The sequence below is a fragment of the Streptomyces sp. NPDC000410 genome (assembly GCF_040300305.1).
GTDB lineage: Bacteria > Actinomycetota > Actinomycetes > Streptomycetales > Streptomycetaceae > Streptomyces.
In genome coordinates this window covers 25,924-44,629 of sequence record NZ_JBEPDM010000052.1, presented here as the reverse complement: position 1 = coordinate 44,629, position 18,706 = coordinate 25,924, and the positions used below count along the sequence as shown (strand labels likewise).

The window sequence follows — 18,706 nt, the reverse complement described above, 5'->3', positions numbered from 1 at the left end:
TCGACGGTGTGCCGGTGTGTTCGTGTCTGGTCGCGGCCGGTCAGGTCGAGGGCCGCGAGGTCGTCACCGTCGAGGGCCTGGCGGACTTCGCCAAGAAGCGCGACGAGCACGGCCACGGCGGCACCTGCGGCACCGGTGCCTGCGGCAGCGCGGGCGTCTCCACCGACGAGGCCAAGCGCTGGGCCGCGAAGCCGGGCGACTCGCAGACCGGTGAGGGCGTGGAGCTCTCCCCGATCCAGCAGGCGTTCATCGACGCCGGCGCCGTGCAGTGCGGCTTCTGCACCCCCGGTCTGCTGGTCCAGGCGGACGAGCTCCTGGAGCGCAACGCGGACCCGTCCGACCAGGACATCCGTGAGGCCCTGTCCGGCAACCTCTGCCGCTGCACGGGCTACGAGAAGATCCTCGACGCGGTCCGCCTGGCGGCCGCCCGTCAGGGAGAGGCGGTCTGACCATGGCGCAGAACACGCGCACGGTTCCGGCGGGTACCCCGACCAACGTCACCCAGAAGCACAACAAGGGTGGCATCGGCGAGTCCACGCTCCGCCCGGACGGCACCCTCAAGGTCACCGGTGAGTTCGCGTACTCCTCGGACATGTGGCACGAGGACATGCTCTGGGGCCAGACGCTCCGCAGCACCGTCGCCCACGCCGAGATCGAGAACATCGACATCTCCGAGGCGCTCGCGATGGACGGCGTCTACGCCGTTCTGACGTACGACGACCTGCCGGCCGAGATGAAGAACTACGGTCTGGAGATCCAGGACACCCCCGTCCTGGCGAACGGCCGGGTCCGTCACCACGGTGAGCCGGTGGCCCTGATCGCCGCCGACCACCCGGAGACCGCCCGCCGCGCGGCCGCCAAGATCAAGATCGACTACAAGGAGCTGCCGCTCGTCACGGACGAGGCCAGTGCCCTCGCCGAGGACGCGCCGCTGATCCACCCGGGCCGCGACGACCACCACTCCGGTCACGTCCCGCACCCGAACATCGTGCACCGCCAGCCGATCATCCGCGGCAACGCGGACGAGGCCGCCAAGAAGGCCGACGTCATCGTCCAGGGCGAGTACGTCTTCGGTATGCAGGACCAGGCCTTCCTCGGCCCGGAGTCCGGCCTCGCCGTACCTTCCGAGGACGGCGGTGTCGACCTCTACGTCGCCACCCAGTGGCTGCACTCGGACCTGCAGCAGATCGCCCCCGTCCTCGGCCTCCCCGAGGAGAAGGTGCGCATGACGCTCTCCGGCGTCGGCGGTGCCTTCGGCGGTCGCGAGGACATCTCGATGCAGATCCACGCCTGCCTCCTGGCGCTGCGCACCGGCAAGCCGGTCAAGATCGTCTACAACCGGTTCGAGTCGTTCTTCGGCCACGTGCACCGTCACCCGGCGAAGCTCTGGTACGAGCACGGCGCCACCAAGGACGGCAAGATCACGCACATGAAGTGCCGGATCGTGCTCGACGGCGGTGCCTACGCCTCGGCCTCCCCGGCCGTCGTCGGCAACGCGTCCTCCCTCTCGGTGGGCCCGTACGTCATCGACGACGTCGAGATCGAGGCGGTCGCGCTCTACACGAACAACCCGCCCTGTGGCGCCATGCGCGGCTTCGGCGCGGTCCAGGCGTGCTTCGCGTACGAGGCGCAGATGGACAAGCTCGCGGCCAAGCTGGGCATGGACCCGGTCGAGTTCCGCCAGCTCAACGCCATGGAGCAGGGCACGATCATGCCGACCGGCCAGGTCGTCGACTCGCCGGCCCCGGTCGCCGAGCTGCTGCGCCGCGTCAAGGCCAGGCCGCTGCCGCCCGAGCAGCAGTGGCTCGCGGCCGGTGAGCAGGCGGACGTCCGCGCCCTGCCCGGCGGTCTGTCCAACACCACCCACGGTGAGGGCGTCGTCCGCGGTGTCGGCTACGCGGTCGGCATCAAGAACGTCGGCTTCTCCGAGGGCTTCGACGACTACTCCACCGCCCGGGTCCGTATCGAGGTCATCAACGGCGAGCCCGTCGCGATGGTCCACACGGCCATGGCCGAGGTCGGCCAGGGTGGCGTCACCGTGCACGCCCAGATCGCCCGCACAGAACTGGGCGTCACTCAGGTGACCATCCACCCCGCCGACACCCAGGTCGGTTCCGCCGGTTCCACGTCCGCCTCCCGGCAGACGTACATGACCGGTGGCGCGGTGAAGAACACCTGTGAGAAGGTCCGCGAGGCCGTCCTCGAGATCGGCCGCCGCAAGTTCGGCTCGTACCACCCCGCGTGGGCCACCGCCGAGCTGCTGCTCGAGAACGGCAAGGTCGTCACCGACGGCGGCGAGGTCCTCGCCGACCTGGCGGACGTCCTCGAGGGCGAGGCCGTCGACCAGGAGCACGAGTTCCGTCACCGCCCGACCGTGGCGTTCGACCTGGTCACCGGCCAGGGCGACGGTCACGTCCAGTACACCTTCGCGGCCCACCGCGCCGTGGTCGAGGTCGACACCGAGCTCGGTCTGGTCAAGGTGGTCGAGCTGGCCACCGCACAGGACGTCGGCAAGGCGCTCAACATGCTGTCCGTCGTCGGCCAGATCCAGGGTGGTACCACCCAGGGCCTCGGCGTGGCGGTCATGGAAGAGATCATCGTCGACCCGAAGACCGCGAAGGTGCGCAACCCCTCCTTCACGGACTACCTGATCCCCACCATCCTCGACACGCCGACCATCCCGGTCGACGTGCTCGAACTCGCCGACCCGAACGCGCCGTACGGCCTGCGCGGTCTCGGCGAGGCCCCGACCCTGTCGTCCACCCCGGCCGTCCTCGCGGCGATCCGGAACGCGACGGGTCTGGCGCTCAACAAGACGCCGGTCCGCCCCGAGCACCTGACCGGCACGCTGTAACACCGCAGGGGCGGGGGTCCGTGGCCCCCGCCCCAGCCCAAGAACTCTCCGGACGGTGCGTGCCTCCCAGGAACGTCACAAGTCCAAGCCCGCACCGTCCGGAGGAACCCAGTGCCGCACCGCTCGCGGTCACAGCACCACCAGCGCCACCAGCAGTACCGGCAGTAACAGCACCACCTGTGAACCAGCTTCCACGCTGAACCGTTCGTCTCGGGCCGTCCCCCGGGTCGTGCAGCCAATGCAAGATCCCAAATCCCGCAGCTTTTCTGACATTCCGAAGTCTTATGCGGGTGCCCCTGTGAACCTTGGGAGTAGGCACCATGACCCAGTCGTCAGTGGAGCCGAAGACCACCTCAGAGGACGCGGGCTCCGGCTCGAAGGTCCCTGCAGGACGGTCTTGGCTCGACCGGTACTTTCACATCTCCGAAAGAGGATCGACGGTCTCGCGCGAGGTGCGCGGCGGCATCACCACTTTCATGGCGATGGCGTACATCCTCTTGCTCAACCCGATCCTCCTCGGAGGGAAGGACGTCGACGAGAACCTCCTGAGTCCGTCGGCGGTCATCACTGCGACTGCTCTCGCGGCTGCCGTGACCACCCTGCTGATGGGCTTCATCGGCAAGGTCCCGCTCGTCCTCGCGGCAGGCCTCAGCGTCTCCGGAGTACTGGCCACCCAGGTCGTCCCGGTGATGACCTGGCCGCAGGCCATGGCCATGTGCATCGCCTACGGTCTGGTGATCTGCCTCCTGGTGGTCACCGGTCTGCGCGAGATGGTCATGAACGCCATCCCGCTTCCGCTCAAGCACGGCATCACCATCGGCATCGGCCTCTTCATCGCGCTGATCGGCTTCAACAAGGCCGGCTTCGTCGGTAAGGGCGCGGAGTTCGCTCCGCCGGTCACCCTCGGCGTCGAAGGCGAACTCGTCGGCTGGCCCGTCCTGATCTTCGCCGTCACGCTGCTCGCGATCTTCGCGCTCCAGGCCCGCAAGGTCCCCGGCGCGATCCTCATCGGCATCGTCGCCGGCACCATCATCTCGCTGATCGTCAACGCGGTCGCCAACATCCCGAAGGAGGGCCCCGGCGCCTGGGCCAACGGCGCGCCGGAGCTCAAGGGCAGCGCGGTCTCGGCCCCGGACTTCTCGCTCTTCGGCGACGTCGACTTCGGCGGCTGGGGCGACGTCGGCTACATCACCGTCGGTGTGATCGTCTTCACCCTGGTGCTGGCCGGCTTCTTCGACGCGATGGCCACCATCCTGGGCGTCGGCACCGAGGCCAACCTCGCCGACGACAAGGGCCGCATGCCCGGTCTGTCCAAGGCGCTGTTCGTCGACGGCGCGGGCGGTGCGATCGGCGGCGTCGCCGGCGCCTCCGGCCAGACCGTGTTCGTGGAGTCCGCCACCGGCGTCGGCGAAGGCGCCCGTACCGGCTTCTCCGCGGTCATCACCGGCCTGTTCTTCGCGGCCTGCCTCTTCTTCACCCCGATCACCCAGATCGTGCCCCGTGAGGTCGGCTCCGCGGCCCTGGTCGTCATCGGCGCGATGATGATGATGAACGCCAAGCACGTGAACTGGGGTGACAGCGCCGTCGCCATCCCGGTCTTCCTGACCGTCGTGCTGATGCCGTTCACCTACAGCATCACCCCCGGTGTCGCCGCCGGTGTCATCGCGTACACCGTCATCAAGCTGGCGCAGGGCAAGGCCCGCGAGGTGGGCGCCTTCATGTGGGCGCTGACCGCGATCTTCATCGTGTTCTTCGCGATCAACCCGATCGAACACTGGCTGGGCGTCAGCTGACGCCGAAGCCCTCCACGCATCCACAGACACCTGAGGAGACCGACATGCTGGACATCGCCGAAGAGCTGCACCGGTGGGTCGAGCAGGGACGTGACTTCGCCGTCGCCACCGTGGTGGCCGTCGGTGGCAGCGCGCCCCGCCAGCCCGGAGCGGCGCTCGCCGTCGACAGCGAGGGCACGGCGATCGGCTCGGTCTCCGGAGGATGCGTGGAGGGCGCCGTGTACGACCTCTGTATGCAGGCACTCGAGGACGAGAACGGCGGTTCCGTCCTGGAGCGCTTCGGCTACAGCGACGAGGATGCCTTCGCCGTGGGCCTGACCTGCGGCGGGATCATCGACATCCTCGTCACCCCGGTACACGCGGACTCTCCCGCGAGGGAGGTGTTCGCGGCCGCGTTGTCCGCCGCCGCCGGTGGGGAGGCGGCGGCGGTCGCGCGGATCACCGACGGACCGGACGACCTGATGGGCCACGCCCTGCTGGTCCGCCCGGACGGCTCGTACGAGGGCAGCCTCGGCGGCCACCCCGAACTGGACCGCACCGCCGCCGGCGAGACCCTCGCCATGCTGGACGCGGGCCGCACCGGCACCGTCGAGATCGGCGCGGACGGCTCCCGCTGCGGACAGCCCGTGACCCTGCTCGTCGAATCCAGCGTGCCGGCCCCCCGCATGATCGTCTTCGGCGCGATCGACTTCGCCTCCGCCCTGGTGCGGGTCGGCAAGTTCCTGGGCTACCACGTCACCGTGTGCGACGCCCGCCCCATCTTCGCGACGAAGCTCCGCTTCCCGGAGGCCGACGAGATCGTCGTCTCCTGGCCGCACAAGTACCTGGAGTCGACGGAGGTCGACGGCCGCACCGTGCTGTGCGTCCTCACGCACGACGCCAAGTTCGACGTGCCCCTGCTGGAAATGGCGTTGAAGCTTCCCGTCGCGTACATCGGCGCGATGGGCTCCCGCCGCACCCACGAGGACCGCAACAAGCGGCTGCGTGAGGTCGGCGTCACCGAGCTGGAACTCGCCCGGCTGCGCTCCCCGATCGGCCTCGACCTCGGCGCCCGTACGCCCGAGGAGACGGCCCTGTCCATCGGCGCGGAGATCGTCGCCGGCCGGCGCGGCGGCAGCGGCATCTCGCTGACCGGCGCGCACACCCCGATCCACCACGACGGACCGCTGGTCCCGGCGGGGCGCATCGGGTCCGTGGCCTGACACCTACTGCATCACGCGTTCCAGCACCGGAGGCTCAGGGAGTGACCCGGGCCCCGGTGCCGATCTGCGTCAACTGGGGGTATCGCTGTTGTACCGGCACATCGACGCGGCACTCTTACGGGCCGTCGCGTACACGGACCGACTCGACCTGCCGCCCTGGCCCGACCTCGACGGCAGTACGGACGCGGACGTGGAGCGATGGCGTCTTTGGCTGGAACGGGTCTGGGAACAGGACGAGACGGCCGAGGCCATCGAGGTGGCCAGCCCGGTCCTCGCCCGCCGCGTCCACGAGGTGTGTGACGGGCAGGTGCGGCGGCCCCGGCAGGTACGCCGGGCCGTCACGTCCCTGGTGCGCTATCTGCTGCGCATGGAGCACAGGCCCACGCCCTTCGGGCTGTTCGCCGGGGTGACCCCGGTGCGGTTCGGCCCCGGGGTGACGGCGGCGCGGGGGCACGATCACCGGGTCGTGGCGCGGGCCGACGCCGTATGGCTGACGGACGTGATCACCCGCCTGGAGGCCTGCCCGGAACTGCTGCGCCGGCTTCCGGTCGTGGTGGACAACACCTGCTTCGTGCGGGGCGGGAAGCTCGTGGTGCCGTGCCAGCAGCCGCCGCACACCGGGCAGGGCGGCCCGACCGAGGTGAGCATGCGGCACACCCGGGCCGTCGAGTCGGTGCTGAAGGCGGCGCGCTCCCCCGTCACCGGGGCGCACCTGGCCGGCGAACTCGCCGCCCTCTACCCGGCCGTACCGGCGGAGACGATCGACGGACTGCTGGCCCAGCTGGTCGCCCGCCGCGTCCTGCTCACCGGACTGCGTCCGCCGATGACGAGCACCGACGCCCTCGGCCACGTCGTCGACCGGCTGACCGCGGCGCACGCCGAGGACATCGCCCAAGTGGCCGACCTCGTAGCCGAGTTGACCGAGATCCACGGCGCGCTGACCCGGCACAACCAGAGCGGCAGAGGTGCCCGGCGGCGCATCAGGGAAGCCGTGTCCGGCCGGATGGCGGCGCTGTCCGACGTCGCCGAACAGCCCCTCGTCGTGGACCTGCGCCTCGACTGCGCACCCGTGCTTCCGCAGGAGGTGGCCCGCGAGGCCGAGCGGGCCGCGACGGCGCTGACCCGCCTCACGCCCTCCCCGTACGGCTCCACGGCCTGGCAGGACTACCACCTCGCCTTCATGGAGCGGTACGGGATCGGCGCCCTGGTCCCGGTCCGCGAACTCGTCGACCCCGACGTGGGTCTCGGCTATCCGGCCGGATACCAGACCTCCCTGCTGGAGTTCCCGGAGCCGGGGCTGACCGCCAGGGACGAGCGGCTCCTCGCGCTGGCGCAGAAGGCCGCGGTCGACGGTGCCCGCGAGATCGTGCTGGACGACCGGGCCCTGGACGCCCTGGCGACCCAGAACCCCGTCCAGATCCCCGCGCACGCCGAGCTGTACTTCCACATCCAGGCACCGGAACCGGCCGCCCTCGAGCGCGGTGCGTTCGACCTCGTCGTCGGCGGTCTGTACTCGGCGGCGGGCGCCACCGGAGGGCGGTTCCTCGATCTGCTCGACCCGGCCGACCGCGACCGGCTGAGCGCCGCGTACGCCTCGGTGCCCACGCTGGAGCCCGACGCCCTGCGCGCGCAGATCTCCAGCCCCCCGCTGCTCACCCGGACCGAGAACATCGGCCGGGCCCCGGCGGTCCTGCCGCACGTCATACCGCTGGCCGAGCACGGCGACACCGGCCGTGACCGTGAACTGCCGCTGGACGACCTGGCCGTGGGAGGTGACGCGCACCGGCTCTGGCTGGTGTCCCTGTCCACGGGCCGGATGGTCGAGCCCGCCGTGCTGAACGCCGTGGAGCCGGTCAGGTTCACGCATCCCCTGGCCCGGTTCCTCAGCGAGCTGCCCCGCGCCAGGGCCGCCATGGTGGGCGGGTTCTCGTGGGGCGCCGCTCGGCGGATGCCGTTCCTGCCGCGCGTGCGGTACGGCCGCGCGGTGCTCGTCCCGGCCCGCTGGCGGCCGGCCGCGGGCGACCTCGCCCCGCCGGAGGCCTCCCGGCCGGTGTGGGAGGAGAGCTTCACCGCGTGGCGCAAGCGTTTCGGCCTTCCGGACACGGTCCATCTCGGGGAGGACGACAAACGTCTCCGCCTCGATCTGACCGAGACCGCGCATCTGCAGCTGCTGCGCGCCCATGTGGACCGGGAGGGGCACGCCACGCTCCACGAGGCCCCCGAGCCGTCGGCGTACGGCTGGCTCGACGGCAGGGCCCACGAGATCACCATGGCCCTCGGCTCCACGCACGAGGCCGCCCTGCCGCCCGCGCCGCGACGGGCCGCCCCGAGGAGCACCATCGGTCGCGGTCACGGCCATCTGCCGGGCCACTCCCCCTGGGCGTTCGTGAAGCTGTACGGACACCCGGCGCGGCAGGCGGACATCCTCACCGCCTCCCTTCCCGGCCTGTGGGAGGGCTGGGACGAGGTGCCGGAGTGGTGGTTCGTGCGCTACCGCGACCCCGACCCGCACCTTCGGCTGCGCGTGCGGCTGGACCGTGCCGAAGCCTTCGGGCGGGTCGCCGAGCGGGTCGGCACGTGGGCGGCGGGCCGGCGTGAACTCGGCCTGGTGGGCCGCATCCAGTGGGACACCTACCACCCGGAGACGGGCCGTTACGGTACGGGCGCGGCCATGGCCGCCGCCGAGTCCGTCTTCGCCGCCGACTCGGCGGCCGCGCTCGCGCAACTGGCGCTCACCACCGGCGGCAGAGCGCACCCCATGGCCATGACCGTGGCGAGCTTCGTCGATCTGGCGTGCTCCTTCGCCGGAAACACCGGGGACGGCATGCGAGCCCTGGTCGAGCAGGTCAGAAGAACCTCGGGCCCGGCGACCGGCCGTGAGATCCAGGACGCGGCGATGCGGCTGGCTGATCCCGGCGACGGCTTCGCCGCCCTGCGCGACATACCCGGCGGGGAGGACGTCGTCGCCGCGTGGGAACGGCGGCGGACGGCACTGGCCGCCTATCGCTCCCGCCTCGCCGGCGAGGACGACGGACCGGACCCCGCGTCCGTGCTGGGCGCCCTGCTGCACATGCACCACAACCGCGCGGCCGGCATCGACGAGGACGCCGAGCGGGCCTGCCTGCGGATGGCCCGGTCCGTGGCTCTCTCATGGGCCGCCAGGGGAGGAACAACCGAATAACCGGGCACACATGCCCATACGCGCGACCAAGGCCACCGGTTCTCCGGTGGCCTTTCGCATGCCCGGGATCAGGCGCGCGAGCCAACCGGACGACATAAGCGGAAGGATGCATTCCTTTACCTGTGTCTTCCTCTGAAATCCGGCTCCGAAACCCCTCCGGTATTTGTGCTTTATGAACTATTGGCGGGCCTGTCGAAGATGATGTTGAGTAATCCGTGTCGGGCACAACGATCACGACGGGAGGTGCGGGGAAGTGAGTGGTGACACCATTCCGGGTGTATTTCCCGAGTATTTCCTCCGACAGGATTCCGCATTCTTCGAAACGTCCGACGGAGTGTTCCTGAGAGGCGCCCACGGCGATTCTTTCCTCAAGGGGAAAGCGGTCTACCAGTGGCTGACCGCCCTCGCTCCGCGACTGGCCGTGGGCTGTGGCATCGACGCGCTGTGCGACGGTCTCGACGACCGGCGCCGCGACATGGTCGTACGCCTGGTGGAGCGTCTGCACGGGGCCGGGTTCCTCACGCTGCGCGAACCGGAGCCGGCCGGACTGCTCCCGGACGAGGTGGAGCAGCGGTTCGGCGAGCAGATCTCCTTCCTCGCCCACGACGGCGATCGGCCCAGGGAGAGGTTCCGCCGTTGGCGGGAGACCCGGACCATGGTCGTGGGCAGCGGCCCGGCGGCCGTGAGCGCCGTACGGACGCTGCTGCGCAACGGGGCCCGCGAGGTCGCGGTGGCATGGCGAGGGGACGACGCGCCGACCGGCGCCTGGGACGGGGATCTGGCCGAGCTGACGGACGCCGGGACCCCGGCGCGGCTCGAGAAGTTCCGCCTGGATTCCGCCGACGCGGCGGTGCACGCGGTGGACGCCTGGGCGCCGGACGCCATTGTGCTGACGCCCGATGAGCGAAACGCGGAAGAATCTCCGTTACGTGAGCTTCTTTTCGCCCACGCATACGGGACCCGTCGCGTGTTCATCGCGGCCCGCGAGGCCGGCGGATATCTGGTCAAGGGGCCCCTGGTCCCCGCAGGCGGCCGTTCCTGCTGGTCCTGCGCGGAAAACTGGCTGGCCGAGCACATGGCCGACACGATGACGGTCCAGGAAAACGGTCACGAATACCCGGAACTTTATCCGGCCGTACTGGCGGCGGTCGGGAGCGAATTGTCCCTCGAAATCTTCCGGCACATCGCGGCGACCGGGCCGGCCGGCCTCGAAAGCGCCGTCGTGGTCCAGGACCCGCTGACCCTGGCGGCCCGCCGCGAAACGCTTCCCCCGCACCCCCGATGTCCCGCCTGCGCCCCGCAGACCGACGTACCGGACACGAAAGCCTCACTGCTGGCGCTCGCCGAGGGCCGGCTCGACCTCCCCGCCGACGCGGACGAGCGGTACGAGCGGTACCGGTCCGTACTGGCGGAGAGCACCGGAATGCTGCGCCGCTTCGACGACGCCTCCGTACCGCAGACCGCCGTCAAGGCCGGTGCCGTACGCGGCGCGGGCAGTGCGCGGGGACTCACCTACGGGTTCCACGCCGACTCGCTGATCGAAGCCAGGTGCGCGGCGGTGGAGCGGGCCGCCATCCGCGCGGCCGCCACCGCCCCCGCCCCCCTCGCCACCGTGCACCGCACCCGCAAGGATCTCGCTGACCAGGGGGAGTCCACCGTCACGGCGGACGGCCTCGCGCTCACCCGCCGCCCGGACCCGGGCCGCGAGGACGACGGCAGGGACGAAGAGCGGGCGATCCGCTGGACCCCGGCTCTCTCCCTCCTGGACCTGCGTACCGTCTGGGTGCCCGCGGACCTGGTCAGCGGCGCCGGGAACGACCCGGCCGCGGAACATGCCCTGTCCGGGTACGGAGCGGGCGCGTCCTTCACCGAAGTCGCCGTCGGCGGTGTGCTGTCCGCGCTGCTGCACGAGCGGATCCAGGAGACCCTCGGGGGCCGTACGGACCCGGCGGCCGAGCTGATCCCGCTCGATGACGCGGCGGCCGGGTCGGGCCTGTCGATCGTGCCCGGTCTGGCCCGCTCCGGCACACTGACCGTCGCCGCGCTGCCGGGCCCGGGACCCGCACATGTGGTGACCGCCCGTCATGAGTCCCCCGACGGAACCCTCCAGACCGTCGCGGCGGGCGTGGACCGCGCCGAAGCGGCACGGGCGGCCCTGGTCGAACTCGCCGGCCGGATCCAGCGAAGGAGCCTCACGGAGCCGGAGCCGGAGCCGGAGGGGACGGCGGCGGACCGGGACGGAACCGCGCCCGACGGCGGCCCGTCGCTGCTGTGCCCGCCGCAGTGGCCCGCGCTCGCGCCCTCACCCGGCCACCCGAGCACCGGCCACCCGAGCACCGGCCGCCCGAACCCCGGCCACCCCGGCCCTGCCACCGCCCCGTCGCCCCCGCCCCCCGGCACCGCCGAGGGAGCGGACCGGCTGGCCCGGCTCGTGGCGGGCCTGCGCGCCGACGGCCGCGACGCCCTCCTTGTCGCCACTCCACCCGCGTCGCTGGGCGGAACCGAGGCACCCGTGCGGGTGGGCAGGGTGCTGCTCACCGCATGACCACCTGACTTCCCGCCGGGAGACCGGGGGGAGCACCGGGGATTTCTCCGGTGGATTCCTGTTCACATAAATCGGAAGGAGCACAAAATGAACAACATTTCGGAGCTCAACACCCTGGACATCGAGGACTTCGAGCTGGAGGCCATCTCCGCCGAGGTTGCCGCCGCGGCCAAGAACTGTGCCGCGACGGGCTCCTGCTGCAACTGCAGCACCACCCCGGACCTGTCCGCCTGACCTTCGTCCGGCTGACAGTCCGAACCGCGGTGGCGGGCCCGTGCCCGCCACCGCGGGTCCCTTTCGTGAGAGCCCCGGGGAAGAACCCATGCACGTTGTGACGCTCCCTACGGAGACCGCTCTGGACGCCGCCCAGGAGGCACTGGCCCAGGCGCTCCGAGCCCTCTTCGCCGAGACCGGCCCGGCCGGAGCCCTCGACGGGACGGCGGAGATCGGGGCTCTGGGAGTGCTCCCACAGGCGTCACCGGCGACGCGTACGAGCGTGGCCGGAGGTCCGTCGGGGGGCGGCGCGTCCGTCTTCCCCGTACGCCTCTACCGGGACACCGCGCTCGTCGGACCGGTGCACACGCGGGCGGACGGACCGGGCCCCTGCACCGTCTGCCTGGAGCGGCGCTGGACCCGGCTGCGCCCGCTCAAGGAGCGCGAGGCCCTGGAGACCGGCACCGCGCAGTACGTGACCGGCCCCGGACACACCGGGCCGTACGAATGGGGCGCGCCGGCCGTCGCCGCCGCGCTGCACACTCTGGCGCGCTCGCGCGAAACGGAGCACGGCACCGCCGGAACCGGGCCGGCGACGGTCCTGGAAGTCCGCCTGCGCGACGGCCTGATCACGGCGCATCAGCTGCTGGCCGACCCGTCGTGCCCGCGCTGCGGCCCGTCCGCCCCGGACGTCCCGCCCGCACTGCACGGCTTTCCCGCACCGCGCCCGCGCACGCCCGGCGCCGGCTCCCGGCTGAGGAGCTGGCGTACGTACGACATCCCGAAGGACGCGCTGGTCAACCCGGTGTGCGGCGCGCTCGGCGCGCGGACGTACCACGACCTGGAGAGCCCGGTCACCGAGTCGGTGGGCGGTTCCATGCGCCTCGGGGGGGAGCGGACCGGCCGCAGCGGACTGTACGAGATCGGCTGGGCCGGTCATACGGACACCCACGCCCAGAGCGAGATGGTGGCCATGTTCGAGGGGCTGGAACGCTACGCGGGCCAGCGGCCCTGGGGGCGACAGCCCGCCGCGCGCGTGGCGCTGAACGAGCTCAGGGCACTCTCCCTGCCGGCACTGGACCCGCGCGGCGGGCTCCTGTACGACGACGACTTCTACGCCCAGCGCCCCGACACCTTCCGGCGCTTTTGCCCCGACGAGCGCGTGGACTGGGTCTGGGGACACTCACTGATACGCGACGCACCGGTGCTCGTGCCCCAGCAACTCGTCTACTACGGGCCCAGAAGACGGGGCGAATCCCTTCTGTCGAGCAACTCCAGCGGCTGCGCCACGGGGAGTTGCCTGGAGGAGGCGGCGCTGTTCGGGCTGCTGGAACTGATCGAGCGGGACGCGTTCCTGCTGGCGTGGTACGGCGCGGAACGGCTGCGCGAGATCGACCTGGACAGCTGCACCCGCTCTCCCCGGCTCGCGGCCGTGCGCGACAGGATCGAGGGGCTCGGCCACGACATCCGCCTCTTCGACATGCGCATCGACCTGCCCGTGCCCGCCGTCCTGTGCGTGGCCAGGCGCCGGGAGCGGGGCCTGGGCAACCTCTGCTTGTCGGCGGGCGCCGCGCTGACCGCCGAGGAGGCCGTCACCTCGGCGCTCCAGGAGGTCGCCTCCCTGCTGCCGCGCCTCATCAGCACCATGGAGGACAAGCAGGACGACGCGCGCGCCCTGGCGGCCGACTACCGGCTGGTGCGCGAACTGGAGGACCACGAGATCCTCTACGGGCTCCCCGAGATGGAGGAGCACGTGCCCTTCCTCGCCGACTGCGGCGAACCCGTCCCGCTCAAGGATGCCTTCGCCGACTGGCACGGCCGGACGCCCCGCCACACCGACCTCCTGGACGACCTCAAGGAGTGCGTGCGCCTCGTCGGCTCGGTCAGCGACGACATCGTGCTGGTCGACCAGACCTGCCCCGAGCAGCGCGCGTGCGGACTGCACACCGCGGCCGTCGTCGCCCCCGGACTCGTACCGATCGACTTCGGCTGGGCCCAGCAGCGGGCACTGCACCACGAACGGCTCCGGGTCGCATCCTGGCGGGCCGGGCGCCGCCCCGCGCCGCTGCGCGACGAGGACCTCCACCGCCATCCGCACCCCTTCCCCTGACAGGCCGGAGCCGGACGATGAGAAGCGACGCCGAGCAGGTGACGCTCGACTACGTCGACGCCGTGCACCAACGCGTGCGGCAGCCCATGCAGCCACCGGGGTTCACCCCCGACTGGGCGGACCGCCCGCTCCCGCACACCCACCACCCGGGCGCCGAACGCATCGCCCTGCCCTTCCCGGCGGACCTCGCGCCGCCCTTCCCCGCAGACCGCGCGATGCGGACCGGAACGGGCCAGGGCGTCCTCGGACTCGACGAGCTCGCGGCCGACCTCCAGGCCGCGATCGGTATCGCCGCCCGGCGCTGCCACGTGGACTGGGACACCGCCGTCGAGGAGATGACCTCGCCCCGCTCGGCCCGCTGGGGCAGGGGCAGCGCGTCCGGCGGCGGGACCTACCCGCTGGAGGTGTACTGGTCCGCGGGCCCCTCGGCGCCAGTCCCCGCCGGGATCTACCACTACGCCACCGGGCTGCACGCCATGGAGCGGCTCTCCTCGCAGGACCCGACCGCGACGGTCCACGCGGCACTCGGCCCCGGGGCGGCGGACCTCGGCGACCAGTTCCTGCTGTGCACCGTGCGGCTGTGGAAGAACTCCTTCAAGTACCACAACCTCGCCTATCACCTGGCGACCCTGGACCTGGGCGCCTTCACGGGCTCATGGGGACTGCTCTGCCGCGACCGGGACATCGCGCACCACCGCCGCCTGTGGTTCGACGAGAGCGCCCTGAACGGGCTCCTCGGGCTGGACCCCGACCAGGAATCGGTCCACGCAGTCCTTCCCCTGCCGTGGGGCACCTCGCGGCGGTGGACGGCACCGACCGCCCCGGTGCCCGGGGCCGCACGGCCGCCGCACCACGAACGCTCGCGCACCGTACGGGACTTCCCGCTGGCCCGCGCCGTCCTCAGGGCGACCGCCGACGCGCCGGTGACGGCGCCGGTGGCCGCTCCCGCGCACACATCGCGGATGACGGACCCCTCCGACAGCACCCGCCACGTGCCGCTGCCCCGCCGGGCACATCCGCTGCTCGCCGGTCGCGCCGCCGAGACCCTGGCCCGTCGCACATCGGCCTTCGGCCGTTTCGACGGCGCCCGGCCCCTGGAGGCCGACCTGCTCGGCGCGGTCATCCACGAAGCGCTGACCACCGACCCGGCGCCGTCGGCGAACGGCGAACCCGTGGGACTGACGGGGATCCACGTGGTGGCGCGCAGAGTCACGGGACTCGAACCGGCTCTGTACGCCTACCACGGCGGCGACCGCCACACGCTCACCCGCGCCCCCGGTGACGGCCTGTCCGCCGTCACGCAGGAGCTCTACGGCATGGACAACTACGCCGTCAGCCACGCCGCCGCGATGCTCGTGCTCGACTGGCACCCGGAGCAGGCGGTCTCCACCTACGGCCCGCGCGCCTACCGGGCGGCGAACGTCGAGGCGGGCGCCGTCGTCCAGCGGGCCCACCTGGCGGCGACGGCGCTGGGCCTCGCCTCCGGAATCGTCCTCGGACTCGACGCGGTGGCGCTGGACGAGGCGCTGGGACTGCCCGGGAAGGGCCGTCGCAGCCAGGTGTACCTCTTCCTCGGACATCCCCAGGCAGGCGCGGCCGCCCTCGACGGCCGGCTGCGCTGAGAGCCCCCACCACGTACTCAGGAGCCTTCTTGACCGCCGCCCGACCCGTTGAACCGCTCGAAGGCGGAGCGTACCTGCGCTTCCCGCACATCAGCGGCGGCCTGCTGACGTTCGTCGCCGAGGACGACGTATGGACCTGCGACGCGGGCGGCGGACGCGCCCGGCGGCTGAGCGCCGACCGGGTCCCCGTGAGCCATCCGCGGATCAGCCCCGACGGACAGTGGATCGCGTGGACCTCGACCCGGGACGGGGCGCCCGAGGTGCACCTCGCCCCGGCCGGCGGTGGTGCGGCACGCAGACTGACCTACTGGGGAGACCGGCGCACCCGGGTGACGGGCTGGACCCCCGAAGGAGATGTGCTCGTCATCACCGCGGCGGGAGAACCCACTGCCCGCAGGCCATGGGCCTGGGCCGTGCCGACGGACGGCCGGCCGCCCCGGAGGCTGCCGTACGGCCCGGTGGGCGGGCTGACGCAGGGGCCGGGCGGCGGGGTGCTGCTGCAGACGCCCACGTTCACGGAGGCGATGTACTGGAAGCGCTACCGGGGCGGCACGGCCGGACGGTTGTGGATCGACACCGTGGGGGAGGGCGCGTTCGGGCGCCTCCACCGTGGACTCGACGGCAACATCGAGTGCCCGCTGTGGGTGGGCGGGCGGGTCGCGTTTCTCTCCGACCACGACGGCTCCGGCCGGCTGTGGTCGAGCCTGCCCGGCGGCGAGGACCTGCGGCCCCACACCCGGCACGACTTCTACGCCCGCAACGCCACGACGGACGGCGCCCGCGTCGTCTACCAGTGCGCCGGTGACGTATGGCTGCTGTCCGGCCTGACACCGGACACCGCACCCGAACGCCTCGCCGTACGCCTCGGCGGCCCCCGCACGGCGCGCACCCCCCACCGGGTGCCCGCCGACCGGAACATGGGCGGCTACGGACCGGACAGGTCGGGACGGGCGAGCGTCGTCGAGGTACGCGGCGCCACCTACTGGCTGCCCCACGAGGACGGCCCCGTGCGGGTACTGGAAGCCGAGCCGGGCGTACGGCGCCGGCTGCCGCGCGTCCTCGGGGAATCGGGCCGCGTCGCCTGGGTGTCGGACGCGGGCGGCGAGGAGTGCGTCGAGGTCCACGGGCCGCCGGGCGCGGGGGCGGGGGAGCCGCTCCGGCTGGGCTCGGGCCGGATCAGCCGCGTACTGGAACTGGCGGCGTCGCCCGATGGCGCCACCCTCGCGGTCGCCGAACTCCACGGAGGCGTGCTGCTGATCGACGTGGCGTCGGGACGGGTCACCGAGATCGACAGGAGCGAGGCGGGCGAGGTCACCGGGCTCACCTTCTCGCCGGACTCCGGATGGCTCGCCTGGTCCCATCCCGGACCGGAACGGATGCGCCAGTTGCGGCTGGCGCGCCTGCGCGACGGGCGGCTCGTCGAGGCCACGCCGATGCGCTTTCGCGACTACTCGCCCGCGTTCACCGCCGACGGGCGCCACCTGGCCTTCCTCTCCGAGCGGGTCTTCGCCCCCGTGCACCAGACGCACGACTTCGGTATGGCCTTCGTCGGCGGGGCACAGCCCCACCTGCTCCCGCTCGCGGCGGACACCCCCTCACCGTTCGGGGGACGCGCCGAGACGGCCCGCGTCACCGACGTCGTCGTCGACCCGGAGGGGCTGTCGGACCGCGCCGAACCGTTCCCCGTCGAGGCGGGCACGTACCGGGCACTGCGGGCCACGGCGAACGGGGTGCTGTGGATCCGCCAACCCGCGCCGCCGCCCGCCTCGCAGGACCGGCACGCGGTTCTGGAGGGCTGGGACCTCGCCGGCCGGCGGCGCGTCGAACTGCGTCACGGCGTACGCGACTACGAGGTCGCCGGCGACGGCACGCGCGTCGTCCTGCGGGACCACACCGGCGCCATGGCGGTCCTCTCGGCGACGGTGCCGGGGGACGCGGCCGAGGTGGACCTCGACCGCGTCCGCGCGGTCGTGCACCCGGCGGCGGAGTGGCGGCAGGCCTACGAGGAGGACGGGCGGCTGCTGCGGGACGTCTGCGCGCGCTCCGACCAGGGCGGGGCCGACTGGGACGGCGTCCTGCGCCGGTACCGGCCCCTGGTGGATCGGCTGGGCGGTCACGACGACTTCACCGACCTGCTCTGGGAGGTGCACGGCGAGCTGGGCATGTCGCACGCCAACGTCGTGCCGAGACCACGGGAGACGGACCCCGCCGCCGCGCAGGGGTACCTCGGCGCCGACCTGGAGCGGGGCGCCGGCGGGGAGTGGCGCGTCACCGGGATTCCGCGCGGCGAGGTGTCGGCCCCGTCAGGCCGCTCCCCGCTCGCGGCCCCCGGCGTGGGGGTGCGTCCCGGCGACGTGCTGCTGGCCGTCGACGGCGTCCGCGTGGACCCGGAAGCGGGCCCCGGCCTCCTGCTCACGGGGACGGCGGGACGCCCGGTGGAACTGACCGTCCGGTCCGACGCCGACGTGCCGCGACGGGTGACCGTGACACCGCTCGCGGAGGAACGGACCCTTCGCTACCACGCGTGGGTGGCGGGCCGGCGCGAGCACGTGCACCGCTCCTCGGACGGCCGCCTCGGCTATCTGCACCTGCCGGACCTCCGGGAGACCGGCTGGGCCCAGCTGCACCGCGATCTGCGGGCGGAGATCGTCCGGGACGGACTGGTGCTGGACATCCGCGAGAACGCGGGCGGAGAGCTGTCCGAGAAGGTCCTCGAACTGTTCTCCCAGCGCGTCTTCGGCTGGCGGGTGGCCAGGAACGGCTGGGGCCACGCCTACCCCAACGTCGCCCCCCGAGGCCCGATGGTGCTCATCGCGGACGAGTTCACCGGCTCGGACGGCGACATCATGGCCCTGGCCGTACGGCACATGGATCTTGGGCCGGTCATCGGCACCCGCACCTGGGGCGGTTTCACCAGCATCGAGTGGCAGCACTCGCTGGTGGACGGTACCGGGCTGATCCTGCCGCGCTTCGCCACCTGGTTCGAGGCCGGCGGCTGGAGCCTGGAGAACCGGGGCATACAGCCGGACATCGAGGTGGAGCCCGCGCCGCAGGACTGGGCCGGGGGCCGCGACCCCCAGCTGGACGAGGCGGTCCGCAGCGCCCTGAAGCTCCTCGCCGAGCGTCCGGCGGCCACGGCTCCGCCGCGCGACTGGTGACCAGTGCCCATTTCCACCCATGCGGCGG

At 72.3% G+C, this 18,706-nt stretch carries 11 protein-coding genes; 10 read left to right on the top strand and 1 reads right to left on the bottom strand.

Features of this window, described 5'->3' with window-relative positions; all coding sequences use genetic code 11:
- On the top strand, positions 1–449 hold a 449-nt coding region (locus ABT342_RS32190), incomplete at its 5' end, for a (2Fe-2S)-binding protein (RefSeq protein ID WP_351581667.1).
- A gap of 2 nt (positions 450–451) precedes the next feature.
- Positions 452–2,854, top strand: a complete 2,403-nt coding sequence (pucD, locus tag ABT342_RS32185) for a xanthine dehydrogenase subunit D (RefSeq protein WP_351581664.1) — start codon at positions 452–454, stop codon at positions 2,852–2,854.
- Positions 2,855–2,983: 129 nt separating this feature from the next.
- Here the strand turns inward: pucD and ABT342_RS32180 are convergent, their stop codons facing one another.
- Positions 2,984–3,127, bottom strand: coding sequence for a hypothetical protein (locus ABT342_RS32180; RefSeq protein ID WP_351581662.1), 144 nt, complete (start codon positions 3,125–3,127; stop codon positions 2,984–2,986).
- Between the two features lie 47 nt (positions 3,128–3,174).
- Between ABT342_RS32180 and ABT342_RS32175 the strand changes: the two genes are divergently transcribed.
- The 8 genes from ABT342_RS32175 (at position 3,175) to ABT342_RS32140 (ending at position 18,678) form a co-directional block, all read left to right on the top strand.
- A complete protein-coding gene (locus ABT342_RS32175) occupies positions 3,175–4,647 on the top strand; it encodes an NCS2 family permease (RefSeq protein ID WP_351581660.1) in 1,473 nt (490 codons plus the stop codon).
- Positions 4,648–4,691: 44 nt separating this feature from the next.
- Entirely contained in the window at positions 4,692–5,849 is a 1,158-nt protein-coding gene (locus ABT342_RS32170) for an XdhC family protein (RefSeq protein ID WP_351581658.1), read from the top strand.
- An 88-nt stretch (positions 5,850–5,937) separates the two neighbouring features.
- The gene (locus ABT342_RS32165) at positions 5,938–9,030 is read left to right on the top strand and encodes a lantibiotic dehydratase (RefSeq protein ID WP_351581656.1); all 3,093 of its coding nucleotides are present in this window, start codon (positions 5,938–5,940) and stop codon (positions 9,028–9,030) included.
- Between the two features lie 334 nt (positions 9,031–9,364).
- Positions 9,365–11,575, top strand: coding sequence for a TOMM precursor leader peptide-binding protein (locus ABT342_RS32160; protein WP_351581654.1), 2,211 nt, complete (start codon positions 9,365–9,367; stop codon positions 11,573–11,575).
- An 87-nt stretch (positions 11,576–11,662) separates the two neighbouring features.
- Positions 11,663–11,809, top strand: coding sequence for a thiopeptide-type bacteriocin (locus tag ABT342_RS32155; RefSeq protein ID WP_351581651.1), 147 nt, complete (start codon positions 11,663–11,665; stop codon positions 11,807–11,809).
- 88 nt (positions 11,810–11,897) lie between these two features.
- Positions 11,898–13,898 (top strand): TOMM precursor leader peptide-binding protein, encoded by a 2,001-nt coding sequence (locus tag ABT342_RS32150; RefSeq protein ID WP_351581649.1) that lies wholly within the window; start codon positions 11,898–11,900, stop codon positions 13,896–13,898.
- A gap of 17 nt (positions 13,899–13,915) precedes the next feature.
- Positions 13,916–15,520: a nitroreductase family protein gene (locus ABT342_RS32145; RefSeq protein ID WP_351581647.1), complete on the top strand. Its 1,605-nt coding sequence runs from the start codon at positions 13,916–13,918 to the stop codon at positions 15,518–15,520.
- 29 nt (positions 15,521–15,549) lie between these two features.
- Positions 15,550–18,678, top strand: coding sequence for a S41 family peptidase (locus ABT342_RS32140; RefSeq protein WP_351581645.1), 3,129 nt, complete (start codon positions 15,550–15,552; stop codon positions 18,676–18,678).
- Positions 18,679–18,706: the final 28 nt, after the last annotated feature.